This is a genomic window from Vandammella animalimorsus, assembly GCF_002285265.1.
In the GTDB taxonomy this organism is placed as follows: domain Bacteria; phylum Pseudomonadota; class Gammaproteobacteria; order Burkholderiales; family Burkholderiaceae_C; genus Lampropedia.
The window spans coordinates 67176-86398 of sequence record NZ_NSJB01000012.1; the positions used below are offsets into that span (position 1 = coordinate 67176).

Consider the following 19223-nt stretch of genomic DNA (forward strand, 5'->3'; position numbering starts at 1 on the left):
GACCCGATTTTGGCAAGGGCGCAGGGGTGATGGGCTGCATAGCTGACAATAGAATATTGGCGAATCAATCCGTCATTTCTATCTTTTGATCTAGATTCGATATGCGCAAGAAAAACGTCGTCATCGGCTACCTGGGCACACAGCTTGATGCAGGCGGCGGCAAGGGCCGGTGGGAGAAATGGCGGCCCACAGTGTCGCTGGTGCAGCAACCAGGCGGGGCAGTGGACCGGCTGGAGCTGTTCTACGCCAGCCGCTATCAGCGCCTGGCCGACCGGGTGCTGGCCGACATTGCCGAGCTGTCGCCCGCGACCCAGGTCAACCTCGTTCCCATCGAAGTGAGCGACCCCTGGGACTTCGGCGAGGTCTATGCCGGGCTGTACGACTGGGCGCGCAGCTACCCCTTTGACAGCGCGCGCGAGGACTACCGGGTGCACATCACCACCGGCACCCACGTGGCGCAAATCTGCCTGTTCCTGCTGGTGGAGGCGCGCTTCATCCCCGGCGTGCTGCTGCAAACCAGCCCGCCCCGGCGGCAAAACGGCGAGCAGCCCGGCAGCGTTACCCTGATCGACCTGGATCTTTCGCGCTACGACGCGCTGGCCCAGCGCTTTCGCCAGGCCCAGCGCGAGGCGCGCGCGCACCTCAAAAGCGGCATCGCCACGCGCAATGCGCGCTTCAATGCGCTGATCGACGAAATCGAGCGCGTGGCGGTGCGCTCACGCGCGCCCATCCTGCTGGCCGGCCCCACTGGCGCGGGCAAATCGCACTTGGCGCGGCGCATGTACGAGCTGAAAAAGGCCCGCCACCAGGTGCAGGGCGCCTTTGTCGAGGTCAACTGCGCCACGCTGCGCGGCGATGGCGCCGCCTCCACCCTGTTTGGCCACAAGCGCGGCGCCTTCACCGGCGCCGCCGCCGATCGCGCCGGGCTGCTGCGCAGCGCCGATGGCGGGGTGCTGTTTCTGGACGAGATCGGCGAGCTGGGCCTGGATGAGCAGGCCATGCTGCTCAAGGCCGTGGAAGAAAAACGCTTCTACCCGATGGGCAGCGACCAGGAGGTGGAAAGCGACTTCCAGCTCATCGCCGGCACCCATCGCGACCTGCGCGCCGAGGTGGCCGCCGGGCGCTTTCGCGAAGACCTGTTCGCGCGCATCAACCTCTGGACCTACCACCTGCCTGGCCTGGCCGAGCGGCCCGAGGACATCGAGCCCAACATCGACCACCTGCTCGCGCGCCACGCCAGCGAAGACGGCCGTCTGGCGCGCTTGAGCAGCGAGGCGCGGGCGCGCTATCTCGCCTTTGCCCAATCGCCCAGAGCGCTCTGGCGCGGCAACTTCCGCGATCTGGCCGCCAGCATCACCCGCCTGGCCACCCTGGCCGAAGGCGGGCGCATCGGCAGCGCCCTGGTCGACGCCGAAATCGCCCGCCTCGAATGGCTGTGGCATGGCAAGAGCGAAGCCGGCACCGCGCCCGTTGGTGAAGATGCCGATGGCACTGCCGCCAACCACGGTCGCGACGAAGACGCACTGCTGTACGCCCTGCTCGGGCCCGAGCGGCTAACCGCGCTCGACCTATTCGACCGCCTGCAACTGCGCGCCGTGATCGCCCTGTGCCAGCGCAGCGCCAGCCTGGCCGACGCAGGCCGCCAGCTCTTCAACCATTCGCGCACCCAACGCAGCACCGCCAACGACAGCGACCGCCTGCGCAAATACCTGGCGCGCTTTGGGCTGAATTGGGCGGCCATCCAGGCCGCCCCCGCAGGGGATTGCAATGCGGCAAGCCGCAGCGATGCCCCGTGAAGATGGCCGCCAGGGCCAGCACGCCAGCCTGCGCCCCATGCGGGCATGCAAAAAGCCGGCATCCAACCGGCTTCTTGCGCAAGCCGCAGGCGACTGCGGTCACCGACTCCAACACTCGTCCACAATGCTGCCGCTGGTCTGCCCGTGGGCGCCACGCAGGCCCGTATGGCTCAAGGTATAGGCACCGCATTTGTCGCCCGACTGGGGCCCTTGCGGGGTTGCCGTCAGCGTGAAGCTGGCCCCGTCGGTAGAGCTCAAAGCAATGGTGTAGCGCCCATTGGGCACAGCCCGCAGCCCTGCCGGGAACTGCGCCGTCAGCGGGTAGGTGCCCTGCGCCGTGGCGGCGCGCTCCATCCACTGGGCGGCTTGCAGCAGGCCTGCCCTGGCCTCAGCCCGGTGGCCCCGGCGCACGTACTCTTGGTAGCTGGGATAGGCGATGGCCGAGAGAATGGCCACCACCGCCACGACGATCATCAGTTCAATCAGGGTAAAGCCCTGTGATTTCATGGATGCCGATTGGCGCGATGCGCGCAAAGAAGTCTGTATGAATGCCATGCAAGCCTCCGTGATGTGCATTATTGGAGCTGGCGCCAGCTGGGGCGCAAGGCCTGAATGGGCATCAAGGCCAGCTTGTTTTCCTGCGGTGTTGGCTGACCACCACCAGAGCTGGTGACCACGGTGTGCCGCCCGGTTTTGATGGCCGTCATGCTGTCGGGCAACAGGGACATGCGCGAGACGTTGTTGTCATCTCCGTTGTAAAAGCCATCGCCATTCAAATCCATCAGCTGCACCGAAGGCGGCTTGCCCGTCATGATGTTGAGCATGGTGAGGTAGCGCTTGCCCGCCTCAGGCACGGCCGAGCAGGTCTCATCCTCCAGATCGCCCGAGCCCCGCGCCGGCACCAGGGAGTTCACCGCCAGAATGTTGCTGCCGTCGTAGAAAGGCATGGCTTGCAACAGGCGCTCGCCGCTGGCGGGCAGGTTGAGGAACCAGCCCTTGGTCGCTGGGTTATTCCAATCCACCTCATTCCCACTGGTGGCCCAGAAGTCGGTGCCGGCGCTGACGCCCACGCCCGAGTGTGTTGTAGCGCTTGCCACCTTCTGAGCAACCAACGCGGTATCGACCGGCAAGGCCTGCGGCGCAGGAATGGTGGCGCTGCCCTCAGTCCCGCCCGGATGCACTTGCAACAGCTTGAAAGGGCTTGGATTGCGAAGCTTGTAGCGGGTGTTGTCCAGCACCGAATAAATGGCCTGTTGTTCAGTGGCGGATCGGTCCTCCATGGTCAGATTGCGGCCCGTGCCAAATGCCACCAACATGCCAGCGCCTTTGGGGTGAGCGCGCACTGTGGGCGCGGCCGTGATGGGCTGGCGCTCACAAGGGTTGCTGACCTGGCCAGCGTCCGTGCGCTTGCAGGCCGTGAACAAGGGCTGGCCGCCAAAGGCCACGGCCCAGTCGCTGGGCGAATCACTGCTCACATCGAATTTCCACAGATTGCCCTTGAGGTCGCCAGCGTAGATGACATCGGGCTTGTCGTCGCCATTGATGTCCACCAGACGCGGGGCGGACAGGCCATTGGCGGTTTTGTTTTCAACCGTGGCAGTGGCTGCTGTGATGGCTTCGATCTTGCGCACACTCTTGTCGCCATCCAGGTACTGGATGTAGAGCACCGGCTGCTCATTGGCGCTGTTGTAGCCATTGCCCAGCACAACCGCCCAGCGGTCGTTATTCATCTGTGCCACTTGCGCAGCGCGCATGGGATAGGTTTCGTGCGCGACTGGCGCACTGAAGATGTGGCCCAGATCGGCATCCACGCCGGCAGGGTCGGCCTGGCCTGTCAAGCTGCGCGGGATTTCCGTGGCATCGAGCAGCACCAGGCTGGCAGCGTTGTTGGCGGAAAAATCGTCGGGCTTGGTCACATCCAGCACGAAGTAGCCGCGCCCGCCCGCGCCCAGGGTGCCCACCAGCACGGTTTTCCAGGAGCCGCCAATTTTGGCGTCGCCCGCAAATGGCGAACCATCGACATAGAACTTGTGCGTATAGCTGGGCAAAGTCAACTCACGCAGGCCCGGCACAATGCCCTTGGGTATATAGGCCATGCGCTCCCTGCCATCCTTGGCCGAGAAGCCATGGAGCATCCCGTCATTGCCGCCCACATAAATCATGGCGTCATCGGCGCTTTGGCGTGCGCTCTTGGCAAATTGCAGGTAGCTGGCATCGCCATAGCCGCTGGCAGGCTTGCCTACGTACCAGATGCTGGAATTGACGATATCGCCCTGGCGCGACTGGCGCTTGCGGTAGTTGGGCTCGTCCTCCAGCGTGCGCTTGCCGCGCAGGAAGTCGATGCGGTTTTCCCCCTCGGCAGGATCGGGCGAGCCACCCGATAAGGCGGCGCGCTGCGCCTGGCTGAGCGGTTGGCGGCCGCTCGCAGTGCGCCAGACAAAAGGCACCCCTTTATGGGTTTCATCGTTGGTGGTGAGGATCAGGCGCTGCTGGATTTGCTCCTCGGTCAAGCCGTCCAGCATGTCGGCGGTATTGCGGGGCCTTGCGCCATGCATGCCCCAGGTCGCATTCGGGCTGCGCTGCCCTTCGGTGTTCAGCGTCCAGGCTTCGACGTAGCCCTTCCACGCCTTGGCCGAATCAAAGGTGGACGTGAAAAGCCCGACGTCCACAAACACGTTGTTGCTGCCACTGGCCGCTGTGGCAGTGGTGCCGGGCTGCGTATCGGCGCTGATGCGCTTGAAGATTTCGGTAAAGGCCGCCGTCAGGCGCTCGCCACTATCGACAGGATAGAACTTGCCCCGGCTGTTCAAGGCCATATGCCACAAATCCGATGGGCGGCCAATTCTGGCCCTGTCATCCGGATTATCGACTTCAAGTACAGGCCATGTCCTGGAAGACGTATACAGCTTGTTGAAATCCCCACCGTAGTGATCGGCCATGACGGTGGCCCCCGCGCGCTCCCAGGTTTTGTCAAACTGTGGGAATTGCGCCCATTCATAGGCCGCCTTGCTGTAGCCAATAGAAAACGTCGTCAAATGCTGCCAAGTGGCGGGGTTATAGCGCGGGTTCCAGAACTTCGGCACGGTGACACCACCCACATTCGTCGTGCTGGGTGCGTTGAGGTAATCTGGCAGTGGCTTCACCTCATCCTCAAGCCTGGGTTGCAAGTCCGTGACCCAGCTTTTGAATGCCCAATCGGCCAGCGTGCCCGACTCAGCCCCGCGCAATACCCTGGCATAACCGGCATTGGGGTTGTAAACCTCTGTCCTCCATCCACCATCGCCATCGGCGACTCGAATCCTCACGCTGTTTTCATCCAGATTGCCGCTGGGCAATTCAGAGGGGTGCTGACTGTTCCAGGCGCCATCAGTCAAAAAGATATGGTAGGCCCGGCGGCATCCCAAATAGGGCTGCGCAGTCGCGCCCGGCACCTTGGCCCAGGGGCTATTGGGCCCCATTGCCCCGGACATGTAGTGGTGGGCCTGCATCATCATGCGGTGTGATGGCGTCCCCCCGCCGGGCTTCAAAGAGTTCAAATAAGCTTGAAATCTGCCACGGTGCTCACCCTCGTACACCTGCATGGAGTTTTCACGCCCCTGGGCCAGTTCAGTTGCATCCACGGTTTCGCCATTGTGATGCATGGATTGCCAGGCCAGTCTTATTGCGCCCTCTTCCACCACATTGCCCATGGCCTCAGCCAGCGAGCTTTTCAGCGTTGCCATGCGGGTTTCGCCTGGAGCGGCCCTCAAATAATTCACGCCATCAAATACGTAAACCCTGAATGCCGACCAATGATTGATTTCATTGAATTTCGCGTAACCACCACCATTGAGCTCATAACGACACTGCTTTTGGCGCCCATTGGCCAACCCTGTCGAGCTGGTATTGTCCACATTCCGGGTGTATGCAATGCCATTTCGAACAATTCCGTGTGGGTCGCCATATATCCCAATGGATTGCAGTGTTGCACAGCCATCAATATCCCATGCCATGCTGCCCGAATTATCGAAAGTGATGATGACATTCGGCTTGGGCGGCTTATGGCCCGTGCCTGGCGGGGTATCGGCCAGCTCCAGCGGGGCCGCCATGATTTGGACAGGGCCTGCCGCAACCAAGATGCAAACTCCTGCCTGACAAAGAGCGGATTTTCTGAACATGGCAGACCTCCACACATGGCGTCTCAATCCTTGAGCTTTTGAGGAACAAAGGTTTGCTGGAGCACAACGCGCGTGCCATTCTTGCGGCCATACGCAATGGCAGTGATGCGATACACCACCGACGGATCGACATTCAAGGGCAGGAAATTGGCAGGGCCACCCACGATCAAGCCCGCGCTTTGGGCGGCATCGGTATAGGGCAACACCTCGATCCAGTACCAGGCGCCGACATTGCCGGCGCCCACCTGGTTGAGGATGGCGCTGCCAGTTGCGCCCAGCTCCTCGGTATTGCTGCCGGCAATGGCGCCTGTGAATTGGCCATAGCGCGCGCCCACGTCGGCTTGCTGCATGGCGGCAAGCAAGACGGCGTCGTTCCAGAAGTTCTGGCCTTTGTGCGCGGTGCCCGTGCCGCGCTTGGTGCACAGGCCGTGCCTGCATTGCGTGACGCTCACATCGCTGAGCTGGGCCAATAACGGGGTGATTTCCTCCGCCCCCTGTGGCGGATACAAGGCATTGCCTGCCCGGCAAATTTGCGGCTTGCTGGCATTTTTCGTGCAGGCCGCGCCATCGGGGCCCTCGCGCAGAATATCCAGCTCTGCATCCTGCAGCATGGCCTGGGCTGCCGCGAACGCACGCTGGTAATCGGCATCGTTGCCGACCACCATCTGGTTGAACACCGCCGCGCGCGAGGCCCAAAGGGCCAGCAACATCCCCAGCAAGACCATCACCAGCACGATGAACAGCGCAACACCGCGCTGGCGCGCTGCCGGGCAATCAACAATGCAATGGTGAACAGTCATGGCCACAGCAAATGAAAGAGGGGCCACCCCCGGGATTTACCCGCCCAGCACGCCTTGGCTGCGCAGCTGAAACACGTTGCGATAGACCTGATGGATGCGATCCCCATAGCCCACCGATTGGTCCTGACAGTTTCTGTACCGGGAGCTTTCAGGCACATCCGCCCGGTGCGAGCCCACCATGTCCAGACACACCTCCACGGCCACCACATCGGCCCAATTGGCAACCTCTGATGCCGGGACACGACCAATCCGGGGCGCGCCAGATGCTGCACCCGTCTGGGTGTAATACCAAACCTGAAAACCGGCCACGTTCTGGATGATGGCCTGGGCCTGCCCTGCCGTGCCACGGCAAACCAACTCGCCATTGCGCAAGGCAAAGCGGCTGATGATGCGTGGGTAACTCCCGCTTACGGCTGCTGCGCCCTGGCCCAGACAATCCCGAAACAGGCTACCGATATCGTTGGCCTCATTGCCCAAGCGCTCTGCATAGTTCTGGTGCCCGACAGTCAGCGCGAATTGGGCGCTGCCTGGCGCATCCACACCAGTGATGATTTGGCTCCATTGGTTGTATCCCACCAAAAAAGCCACCTTGCTGCCGGGCGACAAAGAAGTGCTGGTGCCTTGATTCGTCTCCGCATCCAGGTTGAGCTCCAACGAACCCGCCTGGCGGATTTGCTGGCCCAGTATGCGAAAAGCGTATGAGGCCTGCTGCTGCAGCTGTGCGGCCTCTGTGACCGTAGAGGACGCGCCATGCGAGACCATCACAGCCCCTATGGCCACGGCCACCATCAGCATGCCGATGGTGACGCCGACCATCAACTCCACCAAGGTCAGGCCAGCCTGGCGCTCAATGGCAATCGCACATGAATGCTGCAGCAGCCCCCCTGCAGGCTTCAGAGATTTTTGCCACATATCGAATCCCATCCCAATCTCGCAAAAACGGTTTCAGGAACTGGCAATCGTCTTCACACTCCCGTCGGCACAATAAGGGCGGGCAGTGCCCGAGTTTTTGTTCGCAATACAACGCGCGGACAACTGGATGAATTGGAGGTGGCAGGTTCGGCCAGTTGGGCAGGCAATGGTTTGCCCTGCCGCATTCCTGCTGGTTAACCTGAAGTATCGATTGAAGGCAGAATCTTCCGCATTTTCTGAAGATTCATTTTCCCGCCAAGCAATCATGACGCCGATCTGGCGATGGTGACCTGCACCGACACTGGATTCATCATTCACCAAAAACACATTGGCATCTGCCAACGGCAAAGCAGCCCGAACATCCTTTCTCCACTGCTGGATATCGAAACGAGCCAAAACATCCGCAGCACAGCCAGTGGCACAGCTGATTTCTGGAACAGGATGCTCCCAACCGATGACGTAATTGCTGGCCACCCCCTGGGCGAAGGAATTGGGGTTCATCCGCATGCGCTCGCTCAGATTCTCAATCAGGCGAATGGCCTGGGCCTGGCGCACAGCAACCTGAGTATTGGCCATGGTGCGCATCTGCATCATCAAAATGCCCAGAACGCCCAAAGCCGTCACCAAGGCCGCGACCAACGCCTCGATTAAAGAAATGCCACCTTGCCGACACGGCAAACAATGGCCTGGGTTTGCTGGATTTTTCATGGCACTGCTCAAATGCAAGAAATCTTAGCCACAAGCACCACACCAAAGATCAGCCATCCAATCCAATGACTGCAACCGCCCTCTTCATGAAGGCGACACCCAAATATCAAGGATAAAAATAAATTTCAGCAATCAACTTATGAATCGCAGCAATCGAAAAATCAGCCCCAACAAATGGCATTCATAAAAAATCTGTACTTTCAAAGAAATTCTCCATATGCATTGATTTATCCAACAGAGCACAAACACCAACCACAGCCGCACGATCTATGGCACAGCCCGGGTGACCAATGGGCGGGCTGTCGCATGGCACCTCGCCCGTCTGCATCGATGCTGTCGGGGTTGTTGCGCCATGACGCTGGTTTCAGGCAGGCGCGCGCCCATGCAGCGCCAGATCACGGTGCTGTGCACTGGTTTGCGCCATAGGCATCGGATGGCTCGGCAAGCAAAAAGCCAGGCGCAGCCATCTGCCGCGTCTGGCTTTTTTCTGTTGAGGCCCGCCTTTCAGGGCCTGGATTTACGGCCCGCGATGGCGGCCTGTGCGCTGTGGGGGTTTCAGCGCGGCGCGGCGTCCGGGTTGGCCTTGCCGCGTTCGCTGCCGGCTTCGATGGCGGCGGTGTCGTCGGTGATGATGGACAGGTCGTCGCGCTGGCGCTCGGCGGCGTTCTGGCGCTCGATCAGGAAGTACAGCACCAGGCCCACGGCGATGGCGTAGATGGTGGCCTTGGGGTCGGGCATGGCCAGCGTCACGGCCACGATGCCGGCCACGCCGCGCTCGGCCGAGTCCTTCAGCTCTTCCATGCCCACCATGATGCAGATGTAGGCCGTCAGGATCAGCGTGAGTGACAGCGCCAGCGGCAGCACGGGTTTGAACATGGTCACCAGCGGCAGCACGAACAGCGCCAGAAAGCCCGAGATCCAGAACGTGCCCTGGCCGCTGTAGATGCTGTCCATGGCCTTGCGGCCCAGGGCGTAGCGCTCGGCGGTGGTGGCCTGGATGGGCGTCCACAGCGGGCCGGCCAGACCGGGCCAGGGCGCGAAGATGGCGTGCATGCCGTTGCGAATGGCCGTGACCAGGTGCACGCGCGTGACGTTGGTTTCAATCACCTCGTCAGGCCGCTGGTGGTCGGCGCGCTTGACCAGGGTGAAGCCCACCAGAATGTCGCCGAAGGCGATCACATAGGCGATGACGGCCGTGGGCGCGGCCAGCAGGAACATGTCCCACGTGGGCCAGCCGATGTTGAAGGCCAGGTGATCGAACAGCAGGCCGAAGTTCGGCTTGGTGATGCCCCACTCGATGTTGGGCAGCGGAAATTCCTTGATGGCCCAGCCGATCAGCATGGCGATCACGATGCCGGGCACCATGCCGAAGTTGGAGATGATCTTGGCCAGCCGGTTGCGCAGCACCACGCTCTTGAAGGAGAGCGAGAACAGGATGTAGGCGGCGATCATGGCGCCGATCAGGATGGACACGGGCGCGTTGGACACGCGCCCGCCGGCTTTGAGCTCGCCCATCATGGCGGCGATGCCAGCGCCGATGATGATGCCGCACTTGAGCGAGTTGGGGATCAGCGTCACCAGCTTGTTGCCCAGCCCGGTGATGCCCAGGATCAGGAAGATCAAAAACACCTCGATCTGCAGCGCCACCATGGCCTTGACGGCCTCTGGCCCTGGCTGGAAGTTCTGCAGATACAGCAGCACCACGGGAATGGCCGGCGTGATCCAGCCGGGCACCAGCGGCACGCCCAGCAGCGCCGGCAGCATGAAGCCGATGCCGCAAATCACCACGCCGGCCAGCGCGGCCTCGTAGGGCAGGCCCAGGTATTGCTGCAGCAGCGGGATCATGCCCAGGCTGACCACGAACATCAGCAAGGCCTGGATCATCTCCGGGAATTCCCAGCGGTAATGAATGAAAGGCAACCGGACCTTGAATGGCCCCAAGGGCCAGTAAGGGTGTTCTTTTCCGTATTCGCGTTGGATTGGCATCAAAAAACCTCGCCTGTGGTTGGGGGGAAAACGACAGCCATTACGGCCACAGCCGGCCTGGGGAAGGTCTGCTCGTCGAAACAGTGCGCGATTGAACCACAGCCCAAACCCGCAACATTCCTGGGCACATAGGCAAGAACCCTGATTGCGCCGCGCACGGCAAGGCGCGCCCAGGCACAGCAAGCAGGCTTTTTCAGGGGGCAAGGCCACAGGCAACCGGCCGCGGCGCCTGCCGGTTGTTGCGGCGCCCTCCTCGGGCGCGGTCAGCCTTTGCGGCTGGCCTTGCGCCAGGCGCTCAGCAGCGCTCAGCCCAGCTGGGCGTCGATGTGGGCGGCGGCTTTCTCGGCAATCATCAGCGTGGGGCTGTTGGTATTGCCGCTGGTGATGGTGGGCATGATGCTGGCGTCCACCACGTGCAGGCCGTGCACGCGGCCGCCCTGGTCATCGCGCAGGCGCAGCTGGGGGTCGAGCACGGCCAGCGGGTCATCGTCGCGGCCCATCTTGCAGGTGCCCACGGGGTGGAAGATGGTGGTGGCGATGTCGCCGGCCAGGCGCGCCAGCTCTTCATCGCTTTGGTACTGCGCGCCGGGTTTGTATTCGTGCGGGCGGTATGGCGCCAGGGCCGGCTGGGCGACGATGCGCCGCGTCACGCGCAGGCTATCGGCGGCGACCTGGCGGTCTTCCTCGGTGCTGAGGTAGTTGGGCGCGATGGCCGGCGGCTGGCGGAAGTCGGCCGACTGGATGCGCACGCTGCCGCGCGAGCTGGGGTTGAGGTTGCAGACGCTGGCCGTGAGCGCGTCAAAGCGGTGCAGCGGCTCGCCAAAGGCGTCCAGGCTCAGCGGCTGCACGTGGTACTGGATGTTGGCGTGTGCGTACCGCGGCGAGGAGCGCGTGAACGCGCCCAGCTGCGAGGGCGCCATGCTCATGGGCCCGCTGCGGCGCAGCGCGTACTCCAACCCGATCAGGCCCTTGCCCCACCAATGGCGCGCGCGGCTGTTGAGGGTGCGCGCGCCCTGCACCTGGTAGATGGAGCGGATTTGCAGATGGTCTTGCAAATTGGCGCCCACGCCGGGCAGGTCGGCCTGCACGGCGATGCCGTGGCGCTGCAGCAGCTCGCCCGGGCCCAGGCCCGAGAGCTGCAGGATCTGCGGCGAGCCGATGCTGCCGGCGCTGAGCACCACGGCGCGCGCCTGCAGGGCCAGGCTCTGGCCGCCGTGCAGCACCTGCACGCCGCTGCAGCGCAGGCTGCCATCGGGCTGACGCTCCAGCAGCAGGCGCTGCACCTGCGCGCCCGTCCAGATGCTGAGGTTGCGCCGCTGGCGCACCGGGCGCAAAAAGGCCTTGGCGGCATTCCAGCGCCAGCCGCTGCGCTGGTTGACCTCGAAATAGCCCACGCCCTCGTTGTCGCCCTGGTTGAAATCCTCACTGCGCGCAATGCCTGCCTGCACGCAGGCCTGGGCAAACGCATCCAGGATGGGCCAGCGCAGGCGCTGCTTTTCCACGCGCCACTCACGCCCGAGCTGCGCTGCCTGGGGGTGGCGCTGGCCGCCGTGGCTGTTCGCAAAGCCGGCCGGCGCCTGCTGCGCCGCGGCATCGAGCCGGTAATGGTCCTCATGCTGAATGAAGTGCGGCAGCACGGCCTGCCAGCGCCAGGAGTCATCGCCCGTCAGCTGCGCCCATTGCTCATAGTCGCGCGCCTGGCCGCGCATGTAAATCATGCCGTTGATGCTGGAGCAGCCGCCCAGCACCTTGCCGCGCGGGTAGCGCAGCACGCGGCCGTTCAGACCCGGATCGGGCTCGGTGTGGTAGAGCCAATCGGTGCGCGGGTTGCCAATGCAGTGCAGATAGCCCACCGGGATGTGGATCCAGTGGTAGTCGTCGCGCCCGCCCGCTTCGAGCAGCAGCACGCGCCGCTGGCCGTTGCGGCTGAGGCGGTTGGCCAGCAGCGAGCCGGCCGTGCCCGCGCCAATGACGATGAGATCGAACTGCGCGCCAGGCGCGGCGCTGGCGCTGGGCTGCGAGGCGGTGGAGAAAGTCATGGGCAGGCGGCGGGCAAACGATGGCGATACAACGGCAAACCGCGCGCCAGGGCGGCGCGCGGTGCTGCGCAGGGCATACCCCAGGCAGGCAGATCAGCCGCCCGGGCGCTTCATCTGGCAGGTCGTGGGCGTGCTGGTCTCTTGCAGGCCGAAGTACTTGACCGGGTGCGAAGCGTAACCGGTTTTCTCCATCGAATACGGCGCCTGCGGCGTGGCCTTGCTCCACAGCGCCATGTACAGGCCCTGCTGCAGCTGATGGTCGTCGCGGCGCATTTCGATCTCCTGATCGAAGCCCTTGACGCGCAGCCCCTCCAAGGCTGCGGCCACCTTCACCGGATCGGTCGATTGCGCCTTGGCCATCGCCCCGGAGAGCAGCGCAAAGGTGTTGTAAACGCTGCCGGTGTACATGTCGCTGCCGGTGCGCTCCTGAAAGCCCTTGGAGATCTCACCGATCGGGCCGGGCAGGTTCATGTGGCTGGTGGAGACGGTATAGACCTTGCCCTCGGCGCCTGCCCCCATGGCCGTGGGCGAGCCGGTCACGCCGGCGTAGTAGGTGAAGAACTTGACGTTCTCCAGCCCGGCATCGCTGGCGGCCTTGATGAGCAGCGCCAGGTCAGAGCCCCAGTTGCCCGTGATCACGGCATCGGCGCCCGAGGCGCGGATCTTGGCCACATAGGGCGCAAAGTCACGCACCTGCGCCAGCGGGTGCAAGTCCTCGCCAACGATCTCGATGTCCGGGCGCTTTTGCTTGAGCAAATCCTTGGCGTACTTGGCCACCTGGTGGCCGTGCGCATAGTTCTGGTTGATGAGAAACACCTTCTTCACCTCGGGCTGGGCCTGGATGAAATCGGTCATGGCCTTCATCTTCATCGAGGTGTCGGCATCGAGGCGGAAGTGCCAGTAGCTGCACTTGGCATTGGTCAGATCCGGGTCAACACCCGAATGGTTGATGAACACCACCTCCTTGCCCGGGTTGCGCGCGTTGTGGCGCTCCAGCGCCTCGATGATCGCCAGCGAGGCGCCCGAGCCATTGCCCTGCGTCACATAGCGAAAGCCCTGGTCGATGGCCGCCTTGAGCAAGCTGGCCGTCTCCTGCGGGCTGAGCTTGTTGTCAAAGCCCTGCACCTCAAACTTCACGCCCGCCGGATTGAGCTCGGGGTGGCTGTTGAAGTATTCGGCCACGTACTGAAAGCTCTTGATCTGGTTATTGCCCACCGCCGCCATCAGGCCCGAGAGCGGATCGATCCAGGCGATCTTCACCGTCTGGCCCTGCTGGGCCAAAAGCGGCGCACTCCAGGCCAGGGCGGCGGCCAGGGCGGTAGCGCGAAGCGTGTGGTTCATGGCAATTTCCTCCATCGTTGCTTGAAGTCCATGGGAATGCGCGCACAGTATTAGCCGCGCACGGCGCAGCCCGCATAAGGGCAAGCCCTAGGGCGCTGTCCCACAGGTTACTGCGGGCCGCTTGCAGCCTGCGGCGCGGCGCGCGGCGGGGCTGCGCCGCAGGCCCGCCTAAAATGCCCGCCCCGTCAGCCAGCCGCCCAGTTCCCCAGCCATGACCTTGCCCCGCCTCAGCCCCGGCCACCGCTACACCATGCCCATGCCCGTGGGCTCTGCCGACGCACTGCTGCTGTGCCAGCTGGCCGCGCGCGAAAAGGCCCAAGGCCGGCGCACGGCCGTCGTCACCGCCGATGCGCGCGATGCGCTGCGCCTGCTGCGCGAGATGGCATTCTTCGACCCGACGCTGGCGCTGGTGCTGTTCCCGGACTGGGAGACCCTGCCCTACGACAGCTTCTCGCCGCACCAGGACCTCATCAGCGAGCGCCTGGCCACGCTGTGGAGCATCCAGCAGGGCCAGGCCGATGTGCTGCTGATCCCGGCCACCACGGCGCTGTACCGGCTGGCGCCGCCGTCCTTCCTGGCCGGCTACACCTTCCAGTTCCAGACCGGCCAGCGCCTGGACGAGGCCAGGCTCAAGGCCCAGCTGACCATGGCCGGCTACCAGCACGTGGGCCAGGTCGTGGGCCCGGGCGAGTACGCCGTGCGCGGCAGCCTGATCGACCTGTTCCCCAACGGCGCGGCCCTGCCCTACCGCATCGACCTGTTCGATGACGAGATCGACTCCATCCGCACCTTCGACCCCGAAAGCCAGCGCAGCCTGCAGCCGGTCGAGGCCATCCGCCTACTGCCCGGGCGCGAGTTCCCGATGGACGAGCCCGCGCGCCAGCGCTTTCGCAGCCGCTGGCGCGAGCTGATGGAGGGCGACCCGACCAAGAGCCGCGTCTACAAGGACATGGGCAACGGCGTGGCCACGGCCGGCATCGAGTACTACCTGCCGCTGTTCTTCGAAGAGACCGCCACCGTGTTCGACTATCTGGGCGAGCACACCACGCTGGCGCTGCACGGCGCGCTGGACGATGCGCTGCAGGCCTTCTGGCAGGACACGCAGGAGCGCTACCACCTGCTGGCGCGGGACGAGGAGCGCCCGGCGCTGCCGCCTGCGGCGCTGTTTCTCTCCAGCGAGCAATTCTTCACGCTGTGCAAGCCGCTGGCGCAACTGGCGCTGCGCCCGGCGGCCGATCAGGCCAGCGAGGACAGCGCGCAGCGCCACCGCACGGACTTCAGCGCCCTGCCCGACATTGCCGCCGTGCGCGGCGCCGCCGACCCGCTGATGCGCCTGCAGGCGCACCTGCGCAGCACGGCCCAGCGCGTGCTGGTGCTGGCCGAAAGCGCCGGGCGGCGCGAAAGCCTGGCGGACTTTCTGCGCGCCAGCCAGCTGCCGACGCCGGCCTTCGATTCGCTGGCCGAGTTCCAGGCCAGCGAGGAAAAAATCGGCATCGCCACCAGCGCGCTGCAGCGCGGCTTCGGCTGGGGCGAAGGCGGCATCGACTTCGTCACCGAGACCGAGCTGTTCAACGCCGCGCCCACCACACGCCGCCGCCGGCGCCACGAGCAGGCCAGCAGCGTCGAGCACATGGTGCGCGATCTGGCCGAGCTGAAAATCGGCGACCCCGTGGTGCATGCCCAGCACGGCATTGGCCGCTACCGCGGCCTGGTGAACATGGACATGGGCCAGAAAAACCCCGACGGCAGCGCCGCGCTGCAGGAGTTTTTGCACCTGGAATACGCCGGCCAGGCCGTGCTGTACGTGCCCGTGAGCCAGCTGCAGCAAATCAGCCGCTACAGCGGCGTGGCCGCCGACGAGGCACCGCTGCACAAGCTCGGCTCCGGCCAGTGGGAAAAAGCCAAGCGCAAGGCTGCCGAGCAGGTGCGCGACACCGCCGCCGAGCTGCTCAACATCTACGCGCGCCGCGCCGCGCGCGAAGGCCACGCCTTCCGCCTTGACGCGGCCGAGTACGCCACTTTTGCCAAGGACTTTGGCTTTGAGGAAACGCCCGACCAGAAGGCCGCCATCGACGCCGTGATCGGCGACATGCTCAGCCCCCGGCCCATGGATCGCCTGGTCTGCGGCGACGTGGGCTTTGGCAAGACCGAGGTCGCGCTGCGCGCGGCCTTCGTGGCCGTGCTCGGGGGCAAGCAGGTGGCCTTTCTGGCCCCCACCACGCTGCTGGCCGAGCAGCACTACCAGACGCTGGCCGACCGCTTTGCCAAGTGGCCCGTCAAGGTCGCGGAGATGAGCCGCTTTCGCACCACGCGCGAGATCAACGCCGCCGCCAAGGGGCTGGCCGATGGCTCGGTGGACATCGTCGTGGGCACGCACAAGCTGCTGTCCTCCTCCATCGACTTCAAGAACCTGGGCCTGCTCATCATCGACGAGGAGCACCGCTTTGGCGTGCGCCACAAAGAGGCCATGAAGGCGCTGCGCGCCGAGGTGGACGTGCTGACGCTGACGGCCACGCCCATCCCGCGCACCCTGGGCATGGCGCTGGAGGGGCTGCGCGAGCTCTCGGTCATCGCCACCGCGCCGCAAAAGCGCCTGGCCATCAAGACCTTCGTGCGCAGCGAAAGCCAGGGCGTGATCCGCGAGGCCGTGCTGCGCGAGCTCAAGCGCGGCGGGCAGGTGTACTTCCTGCACAACGAGGTCGAAACCATCGAGAACCGCCGCGAGCGCCTGCAGGAGCTGCTGCCCGAGGCGCGCATCGCCGTGGCCCACGGCCAGATGCCCGAGCGCGAGCTCGAGCGCGTCATGCGCGACTTCGTGGCCCAGCGCCACAACCTGCTGCTGTGCTCGACCATCATCGAAACGGGCATCGACGTGCCCACGGCCAACACCATCGTCATCAGCCGCGCCGACAAGTTCGGCCTGGCCCAGCTGCACCAGCTGCGCGGCCGCGTGGGCCGCAGCCACCACCAGGCCTATGCCTACCTGATGGTGCCCGACGTGCAAAGCCTGACCCGCCAGGCCCAGCAGCGGCTGGACGCCATTCAGGACATGGAGGAGCTGGGCAGCGGCTTTTACCTGGCCATGCACGATCTGGAAATCCGCGGCGCCGGCGAAGTGCTGGGCGAAAACCAAAGCGGCAACATTCTGGAGATCGGCTTTCAGCTCTACAACGAGATGCTGGCCGATGCCGTCAAGGCCCTCAAAAGCGGCAAGGAGCCCGACCTGCTCGCGCCCATGCAGGCGGCCACCGAGATCAACCTGCACGTGCCCGCGCTGCTGCCCAGCGACTACTGCGGCGACGTGCACCTGCGCCTGTCGTTCTACAAGCGCCTGGCCACGGCCAGCAGCCTGCAGGCCGTGGACGGCCTGCTCGAAGAAATCGTCGATCGTTTCGGCAAGCCGCCCGAGCAGGTGCAGGCGCTGATCGACACGCACCGCCTGCGCATCCTCTGCGAGCCCTATGGCGTGCAGAAAGTCGATGCCTCGCCCGCGGCCATCGTCATCAGCTTCCGCCCCAACCCGCCGGTGCAGCCGCTGCGCATCATCGAGCTGATCCAGAAAAACCGCCACATCAAGCTGGCCGGCAACGACCGGCTGCGCATCGAGCGCGAGCTGCCCGCCCTCAAGGACCGCGTGCAAATGGTGCGCGACGTGCTGCGCAACCTGGGCGAGCCGCTGCCGCCATCGCCATCAACCACTGTGGCCCAGGCAGCGGCTTGAGCGCCCGCCCTTGCGCGTTCGGCGCTCTGCGCTCTGCGCTCGGCGTTCGGCGTTTGGCGTTTGGCCCTCAGGGCGCTTCGCTGCGGCGCTGCTGCACGCGCTGCATCAGCCGCTCATACACCAGCGGCGAGACCAGCGCCTGCACATCGCCGCCCAGCGTGGCGATCTCGCGCACGTAGGTGCTGCTCACATGCTGGTATTGCTCGCCAGGGGCCATGAACAGGGTTTCCACCTCCGGCATGAGCTTGCGGTTCATGCCCGCCAGCTGCACCTCGTAATCGAAGTCGGTCACGCCGCGCACGCCGCGCACCATCACCTGCGCGCCCTGCTCGACGACGAAATCGCGCATCAGCCCGGAAAAGCTGTGCACGCTCAGCTGCGGCACATCGGCAAAGACGCCTCTTGCCATGTCCATGCGCTCCTGCAGCGTGAACAGCGTTTTCTTGTGGTGCCCGGCGGCCACGGCCACGATGAAGCGGTCGAACAGGCGCGCAGCGCGGCGGATCATCTCCTCATGGCCGCGGGTGATGGGGTCGAAGGTGCCGGGGAACACCGCCAGGATGGACGGGGGCTGGGACATGGGCTTTCCTTTCTGGGCAAGCAAAACGGGCGCGCCGCGCGCGCCCTTCCTTGATCACAAGGCCGCAGCTGCCTGGGCCGCCGGGCGGCGGCGGTAATGCACGAAGGCGTAGCGCACGGGCACGCCGCCGGGCTGCAGCGGCGCTTCGTGCCATTGGCGCGATCGCTCCTCGAAGGCGCTGCGCTCCCAGTCGGGAAAGTGCGTATCGCCTTCGATGTCGGCGTCGATCTCGGTCAGGTACAAATCATCGGCCAGCGCCAGGGTCTGGGCATAGATTTGCGCGCCGCCAACGACGAACACCGTGGCGCGCTCTGGCTCGGCCTGGCCAGACGCTGCGCCGCCTGCCCCAGATGCGCCAGAGCCCAGCTGCGGCAGCGGCAGGGCCAGCGCCTCCTGCACGCTGCCGGCCCAGAAAGCGCCCGCCGGCAAGGCCAGCGGCTGGCGGGCGATGACGATGTGCTCGCGCCCGGGCAGCAGGCCCGGCAGCGACTGCCAGGTGCGGCGCCCCATGATGATGCGCCGGCCCATGGTCTGGCGCTTGAAATGGCGCAGGTCTTCGGGTAGGTGCCAGGGCATGCCGCCATCGCGGCCGATGGTGCCATTGGCCGCCACGGCGGCAATCAGCGCAAGACGGGGTTTGGGGGCAGTGGGGGACATGGTGTTCGGGCAGGCAACAGGCGCAGGGCGAAGGATCGCAGCGGCAGGGCTTGTTGAGATTGAGTGTTGCGGCGGTGTTTTCGGTCAAAAACCGCTTCGCAAACCCAATCTCAACAAGCCCTAGCGCCTGCGCGATGGCCCCGCCGGGCAGCGCGCAAGCATAACGGCATTTGCCAGCCGGGCGGCCAGAGCGCGCAGCGGCCCGCACCGCCCGCATCTTTTTCATCTTCCGCGCAGGCATCTCCGCTACAGTGCCAGCCAGTTTCCATGGGCCAGCGCGCGCCGCGCCGCCCATTTCCCTGCATTTTTGCCTTGCCCCATGTCCGACGCCCCTGCCCGCCGCACGCTGTCCCTGCCTGGCCAGCCGCAAGCCCCCCGATCCCCCGCCGCCGCGCCCAAGCGCAAGCCCGCCCGCAAGTCCGCCCAGGCCGGCCGCAAGCCTGGCCCAAGCCGCCCAGGCGCCGGCACGCCCCGCAGCGCCGCAGCGCCCGCGCCGCGCAAAGCGGCTGGGCACGCGCCCGCTCGC

Annotated in this window: 12 protein-coding genes and 1 pseudogene; 3 read left to right on the top strand and 10 right to left on the bottom strand. The window is 64.8% G+C overall.

Going from position 1 to position 19223, the window contains the following annotated elements; translation table 11 throughout:
- Window positions 1-101: 101 nt before the first annotated feature.
- A complete protein-coding gene (gene rtcR / locus CK625_RS11975; protein ID WP_095540553.1) occupies window positions 102-1796 on the top strand; it encodes an RNA repair transcriptional activator RtcR in 1695 nt (564 codons plus the stop codon).
- Window positions 1797-1895: 99 nt separating this feature from the next.
- On the opposite strand, the gene CK625_RS11980 is transcribed toward rtcR, so the two are convergent.
- From CK625_RS11980 to CK625_RS12015, 8 genes are all read right to left on the bottom strand, one after another.
- Entirely contained in the window at window positions 1896-2303 is a 408-nt protein-coding gene (locus tag CK625_RS11980) for a type IV pilin protein (RefSeq protein WP_095540554.1), read from the bottom strand.
- Window positions 2304-2371: 68 nt separating this feature from the next.
- Window positions 2372-5953, bottom strand: a complete 3582-nt coding sequence (locus tag CK625_RS11985) for a pilus assembly protein (protein ID WP_095540555.1) — start codon at window positions 5951-5953, stop codon at window positions 2372-2374.
- 23 nt (window positions 5954-5976) lie between these two features.
- Window positions 5977-6753: a pilus assembly PilX family protein gene (locus tag CK625_RS11990; RefSeq protein ID WP_095540556.1), complete on the bottom strand. Its 777-nt coding sequence runs from the start codon at window positions 6751-6753 to the stop codon at window positions 5977-5979.
- Between the two features lie 36 nt (window positions 6754-6789).
- Window positions 6790-7677 carry a PilW family protein gene (locus tag CK625_RS11995; RefSeq protein WP_143326274.1) on the bottom strand — a complete coding sequence of 296 codons (888 nt, stop codon included), beginning with the start codon at window positions 7675-7677 and terminating at the stop codon, window positions 6790-6792.
- 21 nt (window positions 7678-7698) lie between these two features.
- Window positions 7699-8373: a type IV pilus modification protein PilV gene (gene pilV, locus CK625_RS12000; protein ID WP_095540558.1), complete on the bottom strand. Its 675-nt coding sequence runs from the start codon at window positions 8371-8373 to the stop codon at window positions 7699-7701.
- A 555-nt stretch (window positions 8374-8928) separates the two neighbouring features.
- On the bottom strand, window positions 8929-10293 hold the full coding sequence (locus CK625_RS12005) for a solute carrier family 23 protein (protein WP_238945647.1): 1365 nt from the start codon (window positions 10291-10293) through the stop codon (window positions 8929-8931).
- Window positions 10294-10664: 371 nt separating this feature from the next.
- Window positions 10665-12398 (bottom strand): GMC family oxidoreductase, encoded by a 1734-nt coding sequence (locus tag CK625_RS12010; RefSeq protein ID WP_095540560.1) that lies wholly within the window; start codon window positions 12396-12398, stop codon window positions 10665-10667.
- A 93-nt stretch (window positions 12399-12491) separates the two neighbouring features.
- Window positions 12492-13739, bottom strand: coding sequence for a branched-chain amino acid ABC transporter substrate-binding protein (locus tag CK625_RS12015; RefSeq protein WP_095540571.1), 1248 nt, complete (start codon window positions 13737-13739; stop codon window positions 12492-12494).
- A gap of 211 nt (window positions 13740-13950) precedes the next feature.
- Here CK625_RS12015 and mfd point away from each other — a divergent pair, with 211 nt between their 5' ends.
- On the top strand, window positions 13951-17460 hold the full coding sequence (gene mfd / locus CK625_RS12020; RefSeq protein ID WP_095540561.1) for a transcription-repair coupling factor: 3510 nt from the start codon (window positions 13951-13953) through the stop codon (window positions 17458-17460).
- 67 nt (window positions 17461-17527) lie between these two features.
- Here the strand turns inward: mfd and coaD are convergent, their stop codons facing one another.
- Complete coding sequence (gene coaD, locus CK625_RS12025) at window positions 17528-18040, bottom strand: pantetheine-phosphate adenylyltransferase (RefSeq protein WP_095540562.1); 513 nt, start codon at window positions 18038-18040, stop codon at window positions 17528-17530.
- Between the two features lie 54 nt (window positions 18041-18094).
- The gene (locus tag CK625_RS12030; RefSeq protein WP_095540563.1) at window positions 18095-18697 is read right to left on the bottom strand and encodes a dihydrofolate reductase; all 603 of its coding nucleotides are present in this window, start codon (window positions 18695-18697) and stop codon (window positions 18095-18097) included.
- A 319-nt stretch (window positions 18698-19016) separates the two neighbouring features.
- Here CK625_RS12030 and CK625_RS14170 point away from each other — a divergent pair.
- A pseudogene (locus CK625_RS14170) lies at window positions 19017-19223 on the top strand (urate hydroxylase PuuD); the annotation flags it as partial.

Coding starts and splice junctions, on each gene's coding strand:
- CK625_RS12010 (WP_095540560.1), bottom strand. CDS start 12,398: ATGACTTTCTCCACCGCCTCGCAGCCCAGCGCCAGCGCCGCGCCTGGC.
- CK625_RS11985 (WP_095540555.1), bottom strand. CDS start 5,953: ATGTTCAGAAAATCCGCTCTTTGTCAGGCAGGAGTTTGCATCTTGGTT.
- CK625_RS11995 (WP_143326274.1), bottom strand. CDS start 7,677: ATGGGATTCGATATGTGGCAAAAATCTCTGAAGCCTGCAGGGGGGCTG.
- mfd (WP_095540561.1), top strand. CDS start 13,951: ATGACCTTGCCCCGCCTCAGCCCCGGCCACCGCTACACCATGCCCATG.
- rtcR (WP_095540553.1), top strand. CDS start 102: ATGCGCAAGAAAAACGTCGTCATCGGCTACCTGGGCACACAGCTTGAT.
- CK625_RS11980 (WP_095540554.1), bottom strand. CDS start 2,303: ATGAAATCACAGGGCTTTACCCTGATTGAACTGATGATCGTCGTGGCG.
- CK625_RS11990 (WP_095540556.1), bottom strand. CDS start 6,753: ATGACTGTTCACCATTGCATTGTTGATTGCCCGGCAGCGCGCCAGCGC.
- coaD (WP_095540562.1), bottom strand. CDS start 18,040: ATGTCCCAGCCCCCGTCCATCCTGGCGGTGTTCCCCGGCACCTTCGAC.
- CK625_RS12030 (WP_095540563.1), bottom strand. CDS start 18,697: ATGTCCCCCACTGCCCCCAAACCCCGTCTTGCGCTGATTGCCGCCGTG.
- CK625_RS12015 (WP_095540571.1), bottom strand. CDS start 13,739: ATGAACCACACGCTTCGCGCTACCGCCCTGGCCGCCGCCCTGGCCTGG.
- pilV (WP_095540558.1), bottom strand. CDS start 8,373: ATGAAAAATCCAGCAAACCCAGGCCATTGTTTGCCGTGTCGGCAAGGT.